Origin of the sequence: Echinicola pacifica DSM 19836 (genome assembly GCF_000373245.1) — a bacterium.
Classification (GTDB): Bacteria; Bacteroidota; Bacteroidia; order Cytophagales; family Cyclobacteriaceae; genus Echinicola; species Echinicola pacifica.
Map to the genome: position 1 here is coordinate 262,445 of NZ_KB890755.1, position 19,870 is coordinate 282,314.

At 39.9% G+C, this 19,870-nt stretch carries 20 protein-coding genes; 4 read left to right on the forward strand and 16 right to left on the reverse strand.

Annotated features, from left to right (window positions below; genetic code table 11):
* Window positions 1-77 precede the first annotated feature (77 nt).
* Window positions 78-1,040 carry a GNAT family N-acetyltransferase gene (locus B050_RS22985; RefSeq protein WP_018475120.1) on the forward strand — a complete coding sequence of 321 codons (963 nt, stop codon included), beginning with the start codon at window positions 78-80 and terminating at the stop codon, window positions 1,038-1,040.
* Between the two features lie 40 nt (window positions 1,041-1,080).
* Here B050_RS22985 and B050_RS0116845 read toward each other — a convergent pair whose 3' ends face one another.
* The 16 genes from B050_RS0116845 to B050_RS0116920 all read right to left on the reverse strand — a co-directional run bounded on the left by B050_RS0116845 (window position 1,081) and on the right by B050_RS0116920 (window position 17,283).
* Window positions 1,081-2,049 carry a polysaccharide deacetylase family protein gene (locus B050_RS0116845; RefSeq protein WP_229802392.1) on the reverse strand — a complete coding sequence of 323 codons (969 nt, stop codon included), beginning with the start codon at window positions 2,047-2,049 and terminating at the stop codon, window positions 1,081-1,083.
* Window positions 2,050-2,060: 11 nt separating this feature from the next.
* Window positions 2,061-3,275 carry a hypothetical protein gene (locus B050_RS0116850; protein WP_018475122.1) on the reverse strand — a complete coding sequence of 405 codons (1,215 nt, stop codon included), beginning with the start codon at window positions 3,273-3,275 and terminating at the stop codon, window positions 2,061-2,063.
* 207 nt (window positions 3,276-3,482) lie between these two features.
* Window positions 3,483-4,619, reverse strand: a complete 1,137-nt coding sequence (locus tag B050_RS0116855; protein WP_018475123.1) for a glycosyltransferase — start codon at window positions 4,617-4,619, stop codon at window positions 3,483-3,485.
* 69 nt (window positions 4,620-4,688) lie between these two features.
* A complete protein-coding gene (locus B050_RS0116860) occupies window positions 4,689-5,783 on the reverse strand; it encodes a glycosyltransferase (RefSeq protein WP_018475124.1) in 1,095 nt (364 codons plus the stop codon).
* A gap of 25 nt (window positions 5,784-5,808) precedes the next feature.
* Window positions 5,809-6,906 carry a glycosyltransferase gene (locus B050_RS0116865; RefSeq protein ID WP_018475125.1) on the reverse strand — a complete coding sequence of 366 codons (1,098 nt, stop codon included), beginning with the start codon at window positions 6,904-6,906 and terminating at the stop codon, window positions 5,809-5,811.
* Complete coding sequence (locus B050_RS22635) at window positions 6,903-7,802, reverse strand: glycosyltransferase family 2 protein (protein ID WP_018475126.1); 900 nt, start codon at window positions 7,800-7,802, stop codon at window positions 6,903-6,905. Before B050_RS22635 ends, B050_RS0116865 begins: the two co-directional genes overlap by 4 nt.
* A 9-nt stretch (window positions 7,803-7,811) precedes the next feature.
* A complete protein-coding gene (locus tag B050_RS0116875; RefSeq protein WP_018475127.1) occupies window positions 7,812-8,711 on the reverse strand; it encodes a glycosyltransferase in 900 nt (299 codons plus the stop codon).
* 10 nt (window positions 8,712-8,721) lie between these two features.
* On the reverse strand, window positions 8,722-9,555 hold the full coding sequence (locus B050_RS0116880) for a glycosyltransferase family 2 protein (protein ID WP_018475128.1): 834 nt from the start codon (window positions 9,553-9,555) through the stop codon (window positions 8,722-8,724).
* Window positions 9,542-10,537 carry a glycosyltransferase gene (locus tag B050_RS0116885; protein ID WP_018475129.1) on the reverse strand — a complete coding sequence of 332 codons (996 nt, stop codon included), beginning with the start codon at window positions 10,535-10,537 and terminating at the stop codon, window positions 9,542-9,544. The genes B050_RS0116880 and B050_RS0116885 overlap by 14 nt, the downstream gene beginning before the upstream one ends.
* A gap of 2 nt (window positions 10,538-10,539) precedes the next feature.
* A complete protein-coding gene (locus B050_RS22640) occupies window positions 10,540-11,514 on the reverse strand; it encodes a hypothetical protein (protein ID WP_018475130.1) in 975 nt (324 codons plus the stop codon).
* A 271-nt stretch (window positions 11,515-11,785) separates the two neighbouring features.
* Complete coding sequence (locus B050_RS22990) at window positions 11,786-12,817, reverse strand: glycosyltransferase family 2 protein (protein ID WP_018475131.1); 1,032 nt, start codon at window positions 12,815-12,817, stop codon at window positions 11,786-11,788.
* 6 nt (window positions 12,818-12,823) lie between these two features.
* Entirely contained in the window at window positions 12,824-13,552 is a 729-nt protein-coding gene (locus B050_RS0116900) for a hypothetical protein (protein ID WP_018475132.1), read from the reverse strand.
* Window positions 13,549-14,814, reverse strand: coding sequence for an ABC transporter ATP-binding protein (locus B050_RS0116905; RefSeq protein WP_018475133.1), 1,266 nt, complete (start codon window positions 14,812-14,814; stop codon window positions 13,549-13,551). Before B050_RS0116905 ends, B050_RS0116900 begins: the two co-directional genes overlap by 4 nt.
* A gap of 8 nt (window positions 14,815-14,822) precedes the next feature.
* Entirely contained in the window at window positions 14,823-15,614 is a 792-nt protein-coding gene (locus B050_RS22650) for a glycosyltransferase family 2 protein (RefSeq protein ID WP_018475134.1), read from the reverse strand.
* 37 nt (window positions 15,615-15,651) lie between these two features.
* Window positions 15,652-16,239, reverse strand: a complete 588-nt coding sequence (locus B050_RS0116915) for a hypothetical protein (protein WP_157492863.1) — start codon at window positions 16,237-16,239, stop codon at window positions 15,652-15,654.
* A 171-nt stretch (window positions 16,240-16,410) separates the two neighbouring features.
* Window positions 16,411-17,283, reverse strand: a complete 873-nt coding sequence (locus B050_RS0116920; protein ID WP_018475136.1) for an ABC transporter permease — start codon at window positions 17,281-17,283, stop codon at window positions 16,411-16,413.
* Window positions 17,284-17,607: 324 nt separating this feature from the next.
* Between B050_RS0116920 and B050_RS0116925 the strand changes: the two genes are divergently transcribed.
* From B050_RS0116925 to B050_RS0116935, 3 genes are all read left to right on the forward strand, one after another.
* Window positions 17,608-17,889, forward strand: coding sequence for a SelT/SelW/SelH family protein (locus B050_RS0116925; protein ID WP_026235975.1), 282 nt, complete (start codon window positions 17,608-17,610; stop codon window positions 17,887-17,889).
* A gap of 103 nt (window positions 17,890-17,992) precedes the next feature.
* Window positions 17,993-18,544: an RNA polymerase sigma factor gene (locus B050_RS0116930; protein ID WP_157492864.1), complete on the forward strand. Its 552-nt coding sequence runs from the start codon at window positions 17,993-17,995 to the stop codon at window positions 18,542-18,544.
* A 213-nt stretch (window positions 18,545-18,757) separates the two neighbouring features.
* The gene (locus B050_RS0116935; protein ID WP_018475140.1) at window positions 18,758-19,765 is read left to right on the forward strand and encodes a FecR family protein; all 1,008 of its coding nucleotides are present in this window, start codon (window positions 18,758-18,760) and stop codon (window positions 19,763-19,765) included.
* Window positions 19,766-19,870: the final 105 nt, after the last annotated feature.

The following is a 19,870-nucleotide window of genomic DNA, read 5'->3' on the forward strand; positions in this document are numbered from 1 at the left end:
GAGAGCCTGTTTTTTTATGAACCGAAAAATAATAAATATGTCCTTAATAATTGTCTGCTATGCGCTAATTTAGGCCAATGCAACTGAGAAACGCATCCCCATCAGACCTCCCTGCTATCGTCGAGCTCCTCAAAACGTCTCTTGGTGAATCTCTGATCCCTAAATCCATCCCATTATGGCGCTGGAAGCATGAGGAAGGTCCATTTGGGCAAAGCCCGGTAATCTTGGCAGAGCATCAGGGGAAAATAGTGGGAGTCAGGGCGTTTATGCCTTGGAAATGGCAGGGAAGGCAGAAAAACTTCGCCAGCCTAAGGGCGGTAGATACGGCCGTTCACCCCGACTACCAAGGTCAGGGGATATTCAAAAAACTCAGCCTCAGCCTAGTGCAAAAATGCACAGAGGAAGGCTACGACTTTATATTCAACAGCCCCAATAAACAAAGCCTTCCAGGATATCTAAAAATGGGCTGGGAAATTCATGGTCGTTTACCGCTGCAAATAGCACTGGTGAGACTGCCAATTCGCTCAGGAAAGCCCAATACTGAGCCCCAAGCTCTTCCAGAATGTCCTGAAAACCTGCTCACGCAAGTGGCAAGATTTAAGAACCCGATGGCCAGCCCACTGCATACGGTGCTGAGCCCCGAATACCTACGATGGCGTTACAAAAATAATCCCCTGTACCACTATGGATTCCTGACCGATGAAGAGACTTATCTATGCGTGTTTCGTATAAAATCCCATTCTCGATTTGATGAATTGAGGATATGTGACCTATATCTTCTCGGGGGATCAGACAGCTATGCTAAGGGCCATCTCCAGGAGCAGCTCGCCGCCCAATGCCGAATCCATCATCCTGCACTGCTGAGCGGTTCGGGCATAGCGATACCGCAATTGGAGTCCTTTGGTCTCACCCGCTTTCTAAGGGTGAACCGCGGCCCATTAGTTACTATGAGAAATCTAAATTGTAAAACGGAAGAGTGGAAAACCCTAATGCATAAACAGGGCTTGGCCTTCAGCATAGGGGACCTGGAGCTGTTTTAGATGGGAAAAAATTACAACTCCTAGAGGGCTTCCAAGTAAATCAAGGTTTGTGAAGCAGCAGATCGGAGAGCTTGGCCATATTGAGGGACTGCATTCCATACCTATCGTGTAGGCTTTGGTAGTGAAGGAGGATCTGGCGAAGAGCGGCGAGGTTTTCTTTGGGGTGCATGCCAAAATTATGCGGATGCCACCATAGGTGATAGCCCTCACCCAGCTGGGCGGCAGTGGTCATTTCGTGCATCACCCGTCTTAATTTCAGCTCATTTAAGCCCGAAAAAGAAGGATTAAAGGGCTTCAAAAGTCGGCTAGCAGGAAGCTGGAGAGGCCTACCAGAACTTATATCAGTCTTGGAAAGGGCAAAGGAAGTCTTATGGCTAAGAGGAAGGTAAGCATCGGCAGTCCGAAAGGCTTTCTTCCAAAACCCCGCTTTTTCTGGCTCCTTCCAGAACCAATCCCCAGGGTTGATGCGGACGGTGCTGAAACCATTTTGCAAACAGATTTTCAGGTGCTCCTCACTGTATTGATTTCTCGGAAAAACCAAGGTTCGCAGCCTTTGGCCATACTTCTGCTGGGCTACCTGCCGGGCCATTTTCAAGTCAGCATCAAAGGCGCTCAGGCCGGCACCTTCTGCCTGGCTATAAAAATGTGAGAAGGTATGACTGGCTAGCTCTTGCCCAGGACAGGATATAATCTGCTCAATGAGCCCATCGGCGCTGTGAAGCAGCGGATCATAGCCGTACTGGGCTATCCAACGATAGGGACAAAGGCTTTTATTTCGGTATTCGGGAAGAATGGTGGGTTTTAATTGATCCCAATCGGCTCTGGACTCAGTCATCAGCATGCCCACTGTGGCCCAGGTCGCCTGAACGTGAAACTCCCTAAATAAGCTCAAAACCTCAGGAATTACCGCTTTGGTACGCGCAAAATAACCCTCCTTTTGGCCGGGTGATACCCGATCAAAAATACCCCAAATCAATTCAAAGTCTAAGGAAATTATAAGCTTGGACATGCTAGTATTCATCAGGAAGGAAGCCTATCGACCTCTAGACGGCTAGGAGCCTGGGCATAACGAAGTTTTTTGCGCCTGCGCTCCACCGCTCGGGATTTTTTCCAATCCAGAAAGGCCACCACCACGAAAAACATAAAATACATGATCATGCTTTTTTGGCGAATGATGATCCCCAGATTAGACATCACAAAGGTCATGGAAAAAGAAATGCTAAGGAAAACCACCGCAGACATCTTGACCATGGCCGGGGCGGTGCGAATGAAAGTGAGGAAATCTTTGTGGAAGATTTTACTGAAATAGATTAGGTAAAATAGATTTTCGGCCGAAATAAATACTCCCAATACGTTTGGCGCGTCGATAAACAAAGGTCGAAACCAAAAGGTGAATAGCTTCACAGGCAGTGAATAAGCCTGCATATCGACTGCCGAGCCGGCATGCTGAAGCTGTCCACCGATAAATTCGGTGTTATTTATGAAACTCTCCCAGACATTGTCCTCATCCAGTCGGAGATAGACCACCAGCTCATCATAGATAAATATGGATAAACCCAGGCCTATCGAGACCGTCAGGAATTTCTGGTAAAGGGGCATTTTTTCCTTGCCCAAAAAGAAAGAAACTCCCATCCCAATCATGGTCGCAAAGAAAATATGTGGTCGAACAAAATAAGTCAAAAAGCCCCCAAGACATAAACTGACCCATCGCTTGCCGGGAAAAGTCAGACCATATACCAGCAAGCCTATCCCGCAAAAAACCACACTTCCCTTCCCCAGACTAGAGGTCCAAAAGTGCATATTGGGAAGAAACATTAGTAGATTTACCACATCATAGCCTTGATAGCGGATCTTAAGGCGGAGATTATCCTTAAAAAAAACGTAAAAAAACACGAAACCTATATATCCAAAAAAGCCAAATAATACCATCGTCATCTCATAATTGAAGAAGAGAAACTTCACAAATGGAAAGGCTATCCACTCTACAAAGCGGGTGCCGGTGGACAGCAAATCGAACCAGTGCAGCTCCGGATAGCTGGCATTATTAAAATAGGCGTGGGAATCAGAATTACGAAAAAGGGCGTAAGTATAGTATATGCCCACGAAAATCATATGATACCAATAGAGATTCGACAGGGTCCTGACACTGATTTGCCTATGCCGTCTCTTCAGAAACTGAAGCAGCGGCTGAGTCAAGGCGTACAAAATCGGTATCAATAATAATCCTCCAATCATAGGGGTAAATCTACATTTTTTTTGTGGCGATATAGAATTTTGGCGAAGCCTATCGCCAGTCACTTAGGTAAAACTATAAGCTAAAAACAAGTATATATATTCCAAAAGGCCTTTCTGCTTCAACCCCTGATAAGAGGTTCATCTCCCGCGAAACCAAAGGCACCTACAGCCTAAATTGCCGGAGAAATCAAGGCTCAAATTTGCAGTTCATTTTCGTGCCTTCAGCACTGATCGGTAGCAGTCTTCCAGTTGGCGGACCATTCGCTCCATTCCAAATCCTTCCACTATGCGCTTCCGAGCCCTATCGCCCATGGCTATTCGTAGGGCCTCTTCCTTCAACAGTCTATCGGCCGCCATCGCCAGGTCCAAATACTCTGATGAGGCAGACAAAAACCCCTCCTGTCCCTCACGGACTACCTCGGCAATCCCCCCCACCCCTGTGCTCAGCACAGGCAGGCTACAGGCCATAGCCTCCAGCATGGCCACCGGCAGCCCCTCAAACTCTGAAGTCATCAGGTAGAGGTCCATGGCCGACAAATACGGAAGCACCTCAGTCTGAGTGCCGGGAAGATGCACCTTCGTCGCCAGACCCAATTCTTGAATCAGGGTCCTGACCATTGGCATTTCGGAACCAGCCCCCACCAGGATAAAGTGGACCTCAGGATGGGAATCTGCAATACTCTGCGCCACGGCCAGCCAGGCTTGCAGCCGTTTCTGAATCCTAAAAACCGCCACTTGGCCGATCACCAGAGCCCTTTCTGGGATACCTAGCTGCTGACGGATGCTGTCTCCTAGCGCTCTATTTTTGGTAAAATGGTCTGTATCCACCGCATTGGTGATGGTCTGAAGGACAGGCTTCCTTCGGTCCTTACCATGCCCCAGCAGGATACTTCTCTTCACCTCCTCCGAAACGGGAATCACCAAATCCTGCATTCCAAAGGTCAATTTATTCAGCTTGCGAGAAAGGAAATTATACCGTTGCCACACATTATGCTCCGTATAGATCACAGGCAGCCCCCTTCTCCAGCCCACCAGTCTACCGAGTACGCCGGCCCAGGGGAGGTGACAATGGATGATATCAATACCCAGTCGCTGCACCAATTTCCCCACCGGCCCCAGCAAAGAGGGCAGTGCCAGGTCAGAAGCCTCAATGAGGTGCACCCTCACCCCGGCCTCCTCCAATTCCTCTGCAAGGTCAAAAGGTCGATGCAGGAAATACAAGCAAAAAAACTCAAAACCCTCCTTATCATGCCTCTTAGCAGTCTCCTGAATCAATTTCTCCGCCCCACCCCTCCCCAGGGATTTGATAAGGTGCAGAATACGAATTGGGTTAGAGGGCTTCATTTAAGCTCTTAAATCTTATCATTTAGGATTTTTGGAATACAGAATTTTAAAGGATAAAGTGATTTAAATTCATGAAATCACTTTAGCATATAATTGATCAAACTCATCTCTTAAAGTACACAAGCTAAAATCTTTAGAAATCATTTCTTGAGCATTTCTGATTATAATTTCAAGTTTATCCGTGGGCATTTCCATAACTTCCACCATATGCTGTAACATTGCTTTTTCATTTCCGGCAGGTACTAGAAACCCTGTTTCCCCGGATATGAGCACTTCTGATATCCCGCCCACGTCATAAGCTATTACGGGGACTTTACAGAACATGGATTCCAGAATCACGGCAGGAAGGCCTTCTATTAGACTAGGAACAACCAAGGCCTTTGCGGATGAGATAACTGGAAATATATTTGATAGTGGGTCCAAAATTCTTACTCGCTCTTTTAGATTCAGTCTTTTAATCTCATTTTTAACCTGATGTTCCATAGGCCCCTTTCCTATAATCACCAGGTCCATAGAAGGGTAATTCCTATTAAATGTTTTAAAAACCTCCAAAAAATGGTCAATGCCTTTTTCAGGAACGAGAGCTCCTATAATTAACAAATAGGATCCTTCTTTCAGTGGATAGGGATTGATATCATTATTCAAATAAACTATGGTCTTTTGATCAATTCCTATTTTAATTACCTCCATCAGGCAATTCGGCTTAAAATTCTCAACTATATCTTCCTGACACAAGTGTGAAACTGAAGCTATGGCATCTACTTTCCGTAATAAAAATGAATTAAGGATTTGCTGATACCTGCTAATTATGAACCCACTCATTTTATTGGCATTCCTAAAGACTATTTTGCCCTTCCAGCCAAATAATAATTTTGAAAAAACCGCATACTTAAGGGTATCTCCGGCATTCGCTTGAATAATATCTGCATCCCATTCATTGATTAATTTTGATAGGTAAGCCCATGATTTAACATCTATAAACCGATACCTTTTTTTGGCTTTTAGGCAAACCATTAATCCATCAAAGGGTAGCTTAGCTTCAGCAGAAAACAGACTTATAACCAGAACTTTATTCCCATTATCTTTTTGCAATTGTGCCAATTGGCATGCAAAAATTTCAGCACCTCTTAATTGTGGCTTATTAATTATATGAACAATATTCATTGTGATAAAGAAAAAAACAGCGTGATCAACCTGAATGTTTTAGATAAAATTCTTCATAATTTCTTGATATATTATCAATATCATATTCATTCAAGGCATGGTAATATGCTCGATTAACTTCCTCCTCCCAATTCTGATAAGTAATCGCCCGATCTAATGTCTTAGCAAGATCTTTGCGATTTCCTACTTCATGAAACATTGCCATATTAGAATGAACGCAGGCCTTAATTTCTGGAATATCTGAAGCTATGATTGGTTTTTTTGCAAGCATAGCCTCTATCAAAGCACCAGGTAGACCTTCATAGTGACTAGGAAATACAAAAAAATCACAAGAATATAAATACCTGCCTACCTCAAGCTGTCCTCCGAGTAAGAAAACATTATCGGCTAAATTCAACCTTTCAATTAATTTGGCTAAGTCATCTTTTAGAGGGCCATCACCTACCAAGTATAATTTAGCAATAGGAAACCTGGCAACCAAATCCCTAAAAGCATATACCAAATCAATTAATCCCTTTCTATGGATCAACCTACTAATATTGAGGAAAACAATATCGTCAGAGCGACTTTCAAAGGTTCTTGTATTTTTTTCTATTGCTCGCCCTCTAGGAATTACCTTAATCTTTGAATTCTCTATTCCCAGGTACTTTTGATGAACCTTCGCTAAATAGGAAGAATTAGCTATCCAATAATCCACTTTTTTAACAGAAATAAAATCTAAAAATTGTACTCTTAATAAGGCCAAAATTTCCTTAAGGGAAAGGTCTTTATATCTTCTCCAATGGTACGAATTATTTACAATGCTATTAATTATCACAAAATCCCCTGATAATTGCCTGGAAACCATATCAGACCGAAATAAAGTTGAGTGTATAACTATTGGTTTTTCAATCCCAATTTCAGCCGACAATTTCTTAGCAATAAAAGAACGTGACGTTGTGGGAGGAAAATTCCAGTATTTAACCTGCAACTTAGCTTCCTCATATAATTCGGACAAAGAATGCTCCCCTTCATATAATACCCAAAACAGAGGTTGAATAATGGTAAACCGCTTAACTATAGCCAGTAAACTTTTTTCTGCACCACCAGTTTGAAGCGTATCTATAATATATATAACCCTCATTTTGAGATTCCTTTTTTTCCTGCAGCCTGATGAGCCCTAATTCCAATGGATTTTCCCAAAACTAGAAACACTAAAAAAATAAAAGTAGATTTTAGATTAAAGGGAATATTTAAATAACAATTAAAAGCGTTTTTCATATTGCCATTATATAGATTCAACCACATGGCTTTATGAAACCACCAACTCCTTAAAACTGGGTCTGATTTTATTTTGGATTTATAGATTTGCAAAAAATAATTATAGGCAAGGGCCTGATATTTATAATCCTTCCGTAAGGAGGAGTGAGTTCCAATCCGACAATTTATCAGGAATTTATGATATCCTTTTCCTGAAAACTTAGTGGAAATTCTGAGAAAGAAATCTCGATCAACAGACGCCCTAAGCTTTTCTTCAAAATAGCCACAACTATCAAAAACCTCCCTTCTAAAACAGATCCCATTATTGGTACCTATCCTAAGTTCATAAAAAAAACTATCACCTGGCAAAGAGAATTTTGGTTCCCAATACTCCCGCTTATATACCTGATCATCACCATTTATAAAATTAGATCCGCACCAATAAAATCCATTTTCGGGATTCTCAGAGATAAACACTATCATTTCTGTCAGGTAGGATCTCTCATAATAATCATCGCTATCAAGGAAAAACAATAGATCCCCGGAGGCATGCCTAATACCCTGATTTCTAGCCTGTGCATTTCCTCCATTCACTTCAGATCTAATCAGTTTGATTCTATCATCCTGAAACTGACTGACTACCTTAAGTGTATTGTCGGTGGAGCAATCGTCAATAATTATAAGTTCATTATATGAATAGGATTGATCTAGGACACTCTGGATAGCTGAAGCTATGTACTTCTCCCTATTATAGGTGGGTATGATGATTGAGACTTTCATTAGGGGCTTTTATCTTAAATTTCTGTTTCCCATTTTTCGTACGAAGAAATGGAGAATGCCATATGAAATCATCTTGCTGTTTCTAAATCCATATTTAAACCCATATCTAAACCCATATATTATCTTAAAAACGCTCTTCAATAGAACAGATAATTTCATTATGAAAAAATGATTTTTGCGAGAAATATATAACAGATTCCGTGTACTATAATACTCCCTCCAAAGCTTATCAATGGGCTTCTTTTTGTAAATTTTAATTTTAACATCTGTTCGATTAAAGAATTCTCGATGTCGTTTAAAAATCTTCTTATCAACTAAAATATCGAATCCAAGCTTTTTTACCCTTAAACAAAAGTCCAATTCCTCAAAACCAAAAAACAGATCATCATCAGGCAAAACACCCTTCTCAATTACATTGGAATGAACTATCATTGTCATATTTCCTGCAATACTATCCACTATCAGTCCCCCTTCAGTATCTAATTGATCATTATTGGTTCTTATAATCTTTCCCGTGTAAGGATCAAAAAAATGCCCTACAGCGCCGATAATACCTGGTAAGGGATAATTAGAAGCAGTTTGGATTAATTTTTCAATCGTATCTTTAAATAGTGGGGGATCATCATCATCTCCCCAATAGATCCATTCGAGATTATCTTTGTAGCATAATTCTAATCCTATCCTGGCGGCGCCAGCTGGCCCCGCATTATAACCAACTTGATGATACTTGATGATTTTATTTTGCACTGATTCCAGCAATTGAAGCACCTTAGGACTGTCACCATTGTCTATAATCCATAACACTTTGAAACAAATCGTCTGTTTTAAAACACTATTTATTGTTTCAATCAAAGTATCTGCACGATCAAATGTTATTATAAATCCTCCGACACCGCTATTCCCGCTCATTGCAGTTTTATTAAAATATAGATAGGTAAAAGGTTTGCATTAGCCTGGCGTAACCCTTTATGTTAAAGGGTTGATATTTTACACATTGCTGAAAATGTATGAAGGCCAGATCATAATTTGATATCTTCAGATAGTTAACTCCAATTATTTGATGATATAAAAATTTAACTTTTTCAGTCAAGGTAGAATCATGCTTTTCAAGGATATAGCTAAGTGATTCTATTTTATTGAAAATGTTTTTTGATTCACCATTAGGTGATTCATTATATATTATACTATAAAACTTCACTATTTTATGATGAAAATTTAATTTTCTAATTCTAAATAATAATTCAGTATTTTCACTGTACTTAATTTTCTCATCATAACCACCTGAGCTAATAAAATGCTGCTTTGGAAGTGCAAATGTTCCTGGAATACTTGAGATTTCTGAAATATTTGATGGCAATATTGACCTTATTTTCTCTGTGCTGCGTCTCTTATATCCAGAAAATAGTATAAGCTCTGAATTTATTTTCCCATGCGAATAGTAATTTAATAAAGCACCTTCATGAAGTAAGTCATCGGAGTCAAGGAATATCAAGTAACGACCCTTCGCCAATCCAGCTCCATAATTTCTTGCTGAAGAAACGCCACCATTATTTTTATAATGATATTGGATTCTTGGATCATCAAGGGCTTTTATGATACTTTCAGTATTATCTTTTGATCCATCATCAATTATTAATAATTCAAATTTTGAAAATGATTGGGATAATACTGATCGAATTACTCCTGATAGTAAATGAGCACGCTGATACGTTGGGATGATAATCGAAAAAAAAGTGGCGTTATTTTTCTCCATTTAGAGCTGAATGGTGTTTTTTCAATAATCTAAAATGACGAAATGACTTAAAGAAATTCAACATATAGGACTGGACCTTTGACTTATAGACAGCCTTATTCAATTGGCTATCAGGTGCCGGTTTAGCAATACTTACTACAAATAACTTGGCAAGAATCAAAAAATTGAAAATGAATAGTTTACTGTATTGTAACATAAACTTACGGTCACTCCAAATAGGGTTTTCTAGCACACCCTTATACGAGAAAAGTAAAGCAGAGCTAAATGCAATTCCACTTTTAAGTTCGATATAATATTCCCACGTAAGACGCTGCTGAGTAATTTGATGATAAAAGGTCAGATTACTCTCATAAGCTAAATTGTACCCCATATATTGAAGAAGATAACAAAGTTCGATATCCTCTCCTGCCATAAGCTTCCCCCCTATCCTACCAGTTAATATAGGCTCGATCCCGCATTTCCACAATTTTAACAGGGGCGCCTTTCGCATAAAAACTCCCGCCCCATATAACTCCGCTTTGGAAGAATCTAAAATACCATCTGCAACACCTTGAGGACCTACAGCATAACTATGGCTATATTTTAAAAACCATTGTGGAGCCTCCTTCTCTATTACAGGTATGCCACAGCCGCCTATTGCCCCTATTTGCGGATTATTATTCATCTGTACATAGCCATGGTCCAGGTATCCTATACTCAAAGCATTATCATCGTCACAAAAGAGCAAAATATCATAGTTACTTTCCATGATACCTCTTAATCTAGCATGGGACAAACCGATTTTAAACTCATTGACAATCTTCCAATCTAAATTTGATTGGGCTAGTATTTTGGTGCAAACCTGAATAGTGTCGTCGGAGGAATTGTTGTTTACCACAATCAATTCCCACTCACCTATGAAGGATTGAGATATAAGGGAATGTAAGGCAAATTCAATCTTCTTGCTTCCATTATGTGTGCATATGATAACGCTGATGCCCATTATTACACCTTCCCAACCAGAGCTTTTTTCAACAAACCTAAACGTCTCCTTAAATTAACCCCCATCCCATTTGGCGGACTATAAAACTTCAGGAGTGGGGTCCTTTTTGAATAGAAATCATATTCGTTCTCAATTAATTCTTCACTGTACGATTGAAATAATGAGTTCAAAACAGCCTCATCTTTTAAGGTAAAGGAATCGTCATTCATTCTTACCGTCGCATTAGTGGATTTAGGTTTAAATCCACTGAAATGGAAAAAAATCAAATCCTGAGCGGAATTGTTAACATAAAACTTCCCATTCAATTGAAGTAAATTCCTTTCAGAGAAATTCCACCAGGCCATATTGCAACCTTGATGCTTCAAAAGACCGATTGAATCGAAAAAAAGCGGTGCTAAATCGACCCATTTTTGGTCCACAAAAATCCCTCGAGGCTTATCAATTTTACAATGGCTTTCCAATCTAATACACCACCAATCAATGAATTTCATTGTCTCTTCCGAATACCGTAAGCCTATAAATCCCAAGTTAAAAACACCATGTCTTAGAGAGGCAAGCTCCCCTCTTTCCACCTTACTGGGCAGAACAGTTAAATTTGGAGTCAAAATAATATCAAATTGTCCTAATTGCTCATGTAAATACCCTAAATCATGGTAAACTTTTATATCAGGATCAATATAATACACCATAGTATCCTTACCAAAACGCTGAAAAAAGTAATCGATAAAATAAGGTTTAACCGCTGTATTAAATTCAATAATATTATATCTCGACAGCATCGAGGTAAAATCCCTTCCAATGGTGTCATACTTTATAACTTCAGCATTTAACGAGTTATAATCAATAGCCACGTCCCATTCATCTACTAAGCCAATATAAAACTGGCAATCAGGAGCATGAACCCTTAGCGATTCCCCTAAAATCCTAGCATGAGCTAAATAGTTATTAGAACAAAGGGTGAAAATTATTTTACTCATAAGTACTTATTTACTCTAATTTTTTCGAATCATGACGCCTGCTATCTCTCTCCCACAGCGCCTTCTATTCACCATAGTATCACATTTTTCTATCAACTGCTTAAGCATACAACTGATATTTACTATATACCAGAAGGATAATATCCTGCGGCTTTCTAAATGAGTCAATCACCCTATCAATTGAGAAATATTGACCAATGACCTTACTGATTTTCAAGTAATTAAACTCACAACATTAGTATCCAAGGAGAAGTAAAATTTATTTAATACTTCACAATTTAACTTTACACATTGTATTTCCTTCCTGAATATAATAATCCGGTAGGCATCTCATTCTAATAAGAAATCTTATTAAATGATGAATACCCTTAAATCTATTTGAAAATTTCAAAAGGTAGCAGAAAAAACTATACTTAGACCTAGTGAGCCTAGAATACCCTAACAGCCCCTTTAATTTTTTGAAAAAATGTTTGGTATAGGTAATATCCCCGTATTTTAAATAAAATTGACAACCAAACCAAAAGCAAATAGAGCCATAAATCTCCTTCCATTGTTGATCTTGCTTAAAATTACTTTTTTCAATTCTGGTGAATAATGAGAGATATACCTCAGCCCTTTCTCTAAGGTTTTCTATCTGCTTGTTTTTTGATTTAGTTCTGCTTATAGATTCGGTTTCACTGACTCTGATAAAAATATTTGCTGGTAGCTGTAAGAACTTAATGTATTTTCCATTGGCAAGGATAGCCCTTATATGTAATTCATAATCTTGCCAGATACCAAGTCCTTCTTTGAAGCCACTGATTGATTTAATAAAGTCAGTGGAATATATCGCACCAGAGGTTTGCCACACTCCATCTAAACGCAAATACCTATACAAATCAGATTCATCTGTATCAGTATTCCAAACAACTCTCATATCCCCTGGGGTATTTAAGAATAGCTCGGAATTAAAAACATAAAAATCAAAATCTGGCTTTTTGTAAATCTCTGTAAATCGATTCTCAAGACATGATTCGCTCATAATATCATCCGAATCCATAAAAAGCACATAGTTCGAATTCACATAATTCAGTCCTATATTCCTACAGGTAGAAGCCCCTTTTGGTTTCCTATTTCTAAAAATAACGGTCAATCTACTATCTAAAGCGCATAGTTTATGCAAAAGCATAATGGTATCATCATCCGAGCCATCATCTACTAATAGGCACTTCCAATCCTTATATGACTGATGTAAAATAGACTGAATCGTAAACTCCAATAATTCCGGCCTATTATATACAGGTATTATTATAGTTAATTCCATTTAAAATCAAGAAGGCGCTGAATAAAATAATTCACTATGAGATAATCTTGAATAATTATAGAAATGTTTGACACTTTTTAAAGTTTCGAATCGGAGTAACAAAAGATCACATATCTCTCTTTCGTCCTTGCGATTAGAATCATCAATAAATACTATTGGGTTTGAGCCTAGTTTTTCACTCAGGAATTCAATCGCACCTACTCGAGATTTCTCTCCTAGATCTCCTTTTGGTGCATCAACTATCACCATATCAAAAATAAAACTATTTACTATATGCTGCTTTGGAATATCAAACCATTGACCATTTCCCTGGTGTGAAAATGGATGATTCTTCTTTAAAGGAAAATGATAAAAGTCTACATTTTTGATAGTTCTCTGTAAAAAACCCAGCCAAATTAGGTCATTATCTATACTAACAAATTTGATATCTAAGCCATTTTTAAGGATATAGTTACTTATAATCTGGGTAGAAAGTCCGGATCCAAACTCCAAAATTACAGCGGGCTTATTTAGTATAATATCATTGATTATATGTTGAATGGTTTGAAAACTTATAGAATAGGAAGTTTCTAAGAGATAGCCGTCTGGGAAGTACGGACGTAAGATCTCCATTGCTTTAAGCTCCCGCATTGAAAATAAGTTGTGATTCTTAGATAATTCAGCACTCTTGCTGAGTAAGTACTCTATTTTCTTCAAACCAAATAGCTTATCTCTTAAACCCTTAATAATGTTCATTCGGAAATAATTTCGTAAGGATAAATAAAATTTGTTTGCCCCTTGGGGATAATCAGACCATTATCATAATATTTAACGTCTTGAACCCTAAATGACATCAAATTAGGGTACCACGAAGCCACATCCTTACCATCATGAATAAAAACTGTGAGTAGATAATCATCTGGTGATAAAGGACATTCTGGAATTTTAAATATTAACCTTCCTGCCTTAATTGAAAAATCATCCTCTGCACTAGTGCTGCACCAAATAAGCCGCTGATTGAGTTTATTATCAATCCTAATATCAACCCTTGCCCCCTTAAATGACTTATTTTCTTTTAACCCTAAATCCAATATTAAAAATAAATCCTCCTTACACACGGCTGGAAAGACCTCATTAATTTTGCTAGATACACTTATATGTTCCAGCCAAATCGCTTTACTTCCCTCGGCCTTCATTTCCATATCTGAAATACTCATCTGATTGACTGGAGCATTTCTTTCTAAATATTTCCTAACAATATCCTCAGTGGCTCCCAGCCCGCCCAGTTGCCCATGGTTTAAGATCATGGACTTTGGGCATAAATTCTGGACCGCCGCCATATTATGACTCACAAACAGCACGGTACGGCCTTGGTTTTTGCTAACATCTTCCATCTTGCCGAGACATTTTTGCTGGAATTCGCTGTCCCCCACTGCTAATACCTCATCGATGATGAGAATTTCGGGCTCTAAATGAGCGGCTACCGAGAAGCCCAACCTTACCTTCATTCCTGAAGAATAAAATTTAACTGGGGTATCTATAAACTTCTCCACGCCCGAAAAATCAATGATTTCATCCAGTTTTCGGTCTATTTCCCGACGGGTCATTCCCAGGATGGTTCCGTTCATATAGATATTCTCCCTTCCGCTAAGCTCCGGATGGAAGCCCGTCCCCACCTCCAGAAGTGAAGCCACACGACCATGGAGGGTGATTCTACCACTCGTGGGCTGCGTGATCTGAGAGAGTATTTTCAGCAAGGTGGATTTGCCTGCTCCATTCTTTCCTATGATTCCTAAGACCTCACCTTCCTTCACTTCAAAATTCACCTCCTTCAAAGCCCAGAAAACGGACTCATCGTCCACTCCAAAATGGCTCATTCTCCTCAATCTTTGGTAATTATCCCATGGAGCCTTTACTATATTTCCCAACTGGCCGACCAAAGTTTTGGCTTTTTTCTCCTTTAAGCCTAACCTATAGCGTTTGGATAAATTTTCTACTTTTATAATTGCTTTGGACACAATGAATTCTATTTCTTAAGCCTATATCGCCAAAATAACTTTACTAACTTTCTAATTATCAACATCTTTTCCAACACTCCTACCCTCTCTTTTTTGGCCCAATCCCAAGTAGCTTTCCATTGGGTAATTCTGGTTTCGATGGTAGTTCCCTTCCAGACTCTATTACCTTCATGTCTCCTAATCAATGCGACAGGTTCTACGATATTTCCAGCAATGAGATTTCCAAAATGAGCTAACCTCAACCACAGTTCAGAATCTTGATGCAATCTCAATGATTCATTAAACATTCCAGCCCTAATCAAAAGCTGTTTTTTAACAGTTATAGAATTGGTACAGAAGTGACCATAGGTACCACGCAATAAATAATGAAAAAGCTTGGATGGGGGGATTGAATCATTATTTATTGAAAAAATCTTCCCGTCGGAACCCATATATTTAGCTGCTTCATAAATACCATCAAAGCTTATATGATCCCTAATTAGGTCATTAAGCTTATCAAAACGACGAGGTAAATATTGATCATCTGCATCCAGAAACGCTATATAAGGAAAATTGGAGGAAGTAATCCCTAAATTTCTACTTGCTCCCGCTCCGCAGTTTTTATGATTTGCGTGATATAATAGCCTTACATTTTTATAATCCGCAGAAAGCCTCTGGCAAACTTCGAAAGAGTCATCTGTGGAACCATCCTCTACCAAAATCACCTCTCCCACAGATTTCAAATTAAATGCAGACTTCACCGCATTTTCAACGAAGCATTCAGCATTAAATACGGGAATAATTACAGATACTAATTTCATCAAGAACTCTAACCAGAGAAAATAACAGTAATCAAAATTATTTTGTCAATAAAACACCCTTACCATGACGATTCTGCTTCACTATTGACAAATGAAACTTGGCTATAATGTTTGCAAAATTCTCCTTATCTCCGGTTCTTTTATAATCATCCATAAACACAAAGTAGTTTGACTTAGCATATCCCTCAATTAAAGTATAAGAAGGATACCTTGAGTCTATTAATGCTGGAGAATTGGCACGTGGTCCATCCAGGATAAACCCATCAAATTTAACTCCTGCAATTTCCTCCTGATAAACGGCCTCATCATACCATTTACCCTTCTTATTGGAATGCTTAATATCAATTGTTGGGCAATAGACTATTTTGACAAAATCAGACAATTCATCTGCTGTAATTAAATTCGTCATTAAATCATACCACTTCTTATCATTCTCTAAACTTATTACTTTTCCATGACCTATGAATTTGAAATACTTCCCCAAAACCAAGGTGGACAGTCCACTGCCAGTTTCCAGAATAGTGGTGCTCCCATTAAATATGGTGTGGTTTAGTAACATCTCCAGATCGGAATAAAGGATGGAAAAAGTACTGTATGGAAAATAAGTAGGTAGAAAATTATTCAACTCACTTCTACTTTTTTGCTCCTTTAAAAAAAACACGATATCCTTGCCAAATAGATTACCAATACCTTTAAAATAATTTTTCATCATATATTAATTTAACAAGTAAACAAAAATTTATTCCACACCAATTGCCAAAATAAAGTGAGAAGAACTCAAAAATAGTTCGCCCTCCTAAGCCACATCAGCGAATACTCTTTCCATTTTTCGGAAATACATCATTCCGAATAGGAAGAGGAGAATGGCGACCAGACTGCCTGGCCAGATCCAGGCCCAGGGGATGGGGCGGTCCAGGAAGGCGGCGCGGAAGCCTTCGATTACGCCCACCATGGGGTTCAGAATATAAAAAGACTGGTAATTTTCAGGCACAGCATTGGTGCTATATACCACTGGTGCAGCATACATAAGCAGCTGCACAAGGAAGGTCATCGCGTGTTTTACATCTCGGTATTGCACCGCCATGGCAGAGAGTATCATTCCCATACCCAAGGAGCAAAGGAGAAGCTGGAGGATGAAAACCGGTAGAAAAAGAACACCGAATCCTGGCATCAGCCCAAAATAGATCAATAGTCCAAGCACCACCAAAAAGGCGATCAGGAAATCAAGTAGCTTGGAGAATATGGAGGCCAAAGGCAATACCATCCGGGGAAAATAAACCTTGGTGATCATCGCAGAATTGGCGATAAGGCTGTTAGCTGACTCGGTGAGCGTGCTTGAGAAATAATTCCACGGCCATAATGCCAAATAAGAAAATAATATATACGGCATCCCATCAGAATCGACCTTGGCAAGCTTACCAAAAACAACCGTAAATACCACCGATGCAAATAAGGGCTGAATGATCGCCCATGCTACACCCAGAATGCTCTGCGCATAGCGAGCCTTGATCCCGCGAAGCGTCAGGAAATATAGTAAATCCCTATACCTCCACAGCTCTCTAAAATCAACTAATTTCCACCCCTTGCTGGGCTCTATTACTTTCGTCTGCACCCTATTTTCTTTTATTCCCCATGATGACTTCGCATAGCTTCGCCCAGTCAGTCCCATAAATGAACCTAATACCCACCGAGTAAAATTATTACTCATAACAAAATTATACCTTTAGGTAGTAAATGCAAGCTTCTTAATTGCAAATCGCTCATTGATTTTTACCAAAAAAACACTCCTAACTTCCAAAAATCACATCACTTATAAATAACTGTATTTTGAACTTAGATTTATGCATTTCAGTCTCTTACACGCTATCCTTTCCTATTCAATATTAATCCTTGCCTCAATGAGAGATAAGGAAGAATACCCAGGACCGGCCATCTGCTATTATTATCCTTTTAGGAGCTTCATAAATTTTCATTTATTGGATATCTTTAAGGTATGGAAAGGAATAAGATTGAAATTCACTATTGCACGCAGTGCCGCTGGCTGATGCGCGCAGGATGGATGGCACAGGAACTGCTGACGACCTTCGATCAGGAGATCGATGAGATGAGCCTGCTGCCCGGAACTGGTGGAATATATGATATCTATGCCAATGGCAATCTGGTCTGGTCTCGAAAAGAAGAGGGGCGATTTCCTGATATCACCGAACTTAAGCAAGCCGTGCGGGATGCCATCGCACCTGACAAATCCCTGGGTCATGCTGATAAGAAAAGTTGATGGACAATTCCATTTGCTGTTTAGATTCATAATGATTTGTTAAACCCTTTATAGCTCCCCCTGATCGGATATGCATTAATTTTGAAAAGAACAATGCATGATCATGGGCGATACTACTTTTTCTGATACCTATATACTAGACCGAATCCGGCAAGGCGACCAAAAGTCTTTTGATAGGCTCTATCAGCACTATTGGGAAATCCTATATCGCTCGGCTTATAGCCGAATAAAGTCCCACGATCTGGCCGAAGACATCGTTCAGGAGGTGTTTATGGACATTTGGAAAAGAAGATCCACGCTCAAAATCAAGGGAAGTATTAAGGTGTACCTGCTCACCGCAGTCAAATACCATATTTTTAAATTGGTGCAGGAGATGCATCTTCATGAGGAACTCGATCTGGCTAAACTCTCCCTAAGCAGGCTTCAGGAAAACACAGTGGAGCTGGATGATATCTATCAGCTTATCGAGCACAGCCTAGAAAAACTGCCCTCCTCCCATGCAGCCATTTTCCAGATGCACCGCATGGAAGGCATGAGCATTCCTGAGGTGAGCGATGCCCTGCAGATGGCTCCACAGACCATATATAATGCCCTCTCACGTATCACCAAGCAACTTAAAAATGAGCTAAAAGGCTATTACACCTTGTTCTTATAGGCAAAATCAGCCTAGCACTACACCCCACAATCATATAGAGTCTCTCCCCAATAGCTCCTGCACTCCACTCCGTCCACACTCCGGCCTTAGTTCGCCTCGCCCTGCCTGATCATCCTTTTGCTTTACCCAAAGGTTACCTAAGTCATACTATTGTTAACCATTTTTTAACGGGTTTTGAAAGTAGAATTCTTTCAAAACGATCACTTCTAGCTGATGCAAAAAGATAATAAACCGATAGCAAAACAGGTGAAAGAATCCATTGACCGCCTTCTTCATGGGGCAAAAATGGACCCGGACTCGATCCAACTGCTTAATAAATGGTATGAGGAGCTCAAGGATGAAGAGCAGTACAAGGAAGACCTGCCTGCGGACTTGGGTGAGAAAATTTTGAGGAAAATCAAGTTTACTATACAATCGGAGCAAAAGCTCAATACCACCCGAAAAAAATACCGCTTAGACATTCCCCATTATAAAAAGGCAAGCTGGATTCGTGCGGCGGTTATTCTGGCATTTGTCGGCTCAACAGCCTTGGCCCTTCATCTCAGCCATCGCAGCCCGCAGCAGCAGGAAGTCACTGTCCAGTCCCTGATCAGCCACTCCAACCCCGCTGGTCAAAAATCTAAAGTCAAACTCCCCGATGGCAGCTCGGTTTATCTCAATGCAGCGAGTGAGATCAGCTATACGTCGGGATTTGGGGAGCATCACCGTGAGCTGAAGCTTGATGGGGAGGCTTATTTTGAAGTGGCCAAGGACAGCCTGCCCTTTCGGGTAACTAGCCATGGGCTGATTACCCAGGCGGTGGGCACGGCATTCAATATCAATGGCTATGAAGCTCAGCAGACGCAGGTGCAATTGGTAGAAGGGATCGTAAAGGTTTTTGAAACTTCTAATCCTCCCAATGTCTATACCTTACTTCCAGGCAAAGGCCTAAGAAAAGACGGAAATTCCAAGGTTCAACTATTCGATTTTGATCTTATGGAGGCCACAGCTTGGACTGAAGGGACCATTCTATTGGACCAAAGCCCATTGGAGGAGACCCTAAAACTACTGGAACGCTGGTATGGAGTGAAGATACTGGTCTCCGCAGCACCGAAAAGAGAACTGGCTTTTTCCGGGGAGTTTCACCAAGCCATGCTCAGCGATTTATTGGAGAGCCTGGCATATTCTTATCGCTTCGAATACGAAATAGACCAAAAACATATTACGATTAAATTCCTATAAATGCCTATGAAAAAAAGAAAGCCAGCTAATAATTAGCTAGCCTCCCAGATGGGGTAGAAGAGTTTCTCAGGCCAATCTACCTCCTTTGTTTCAACGACTTAAATG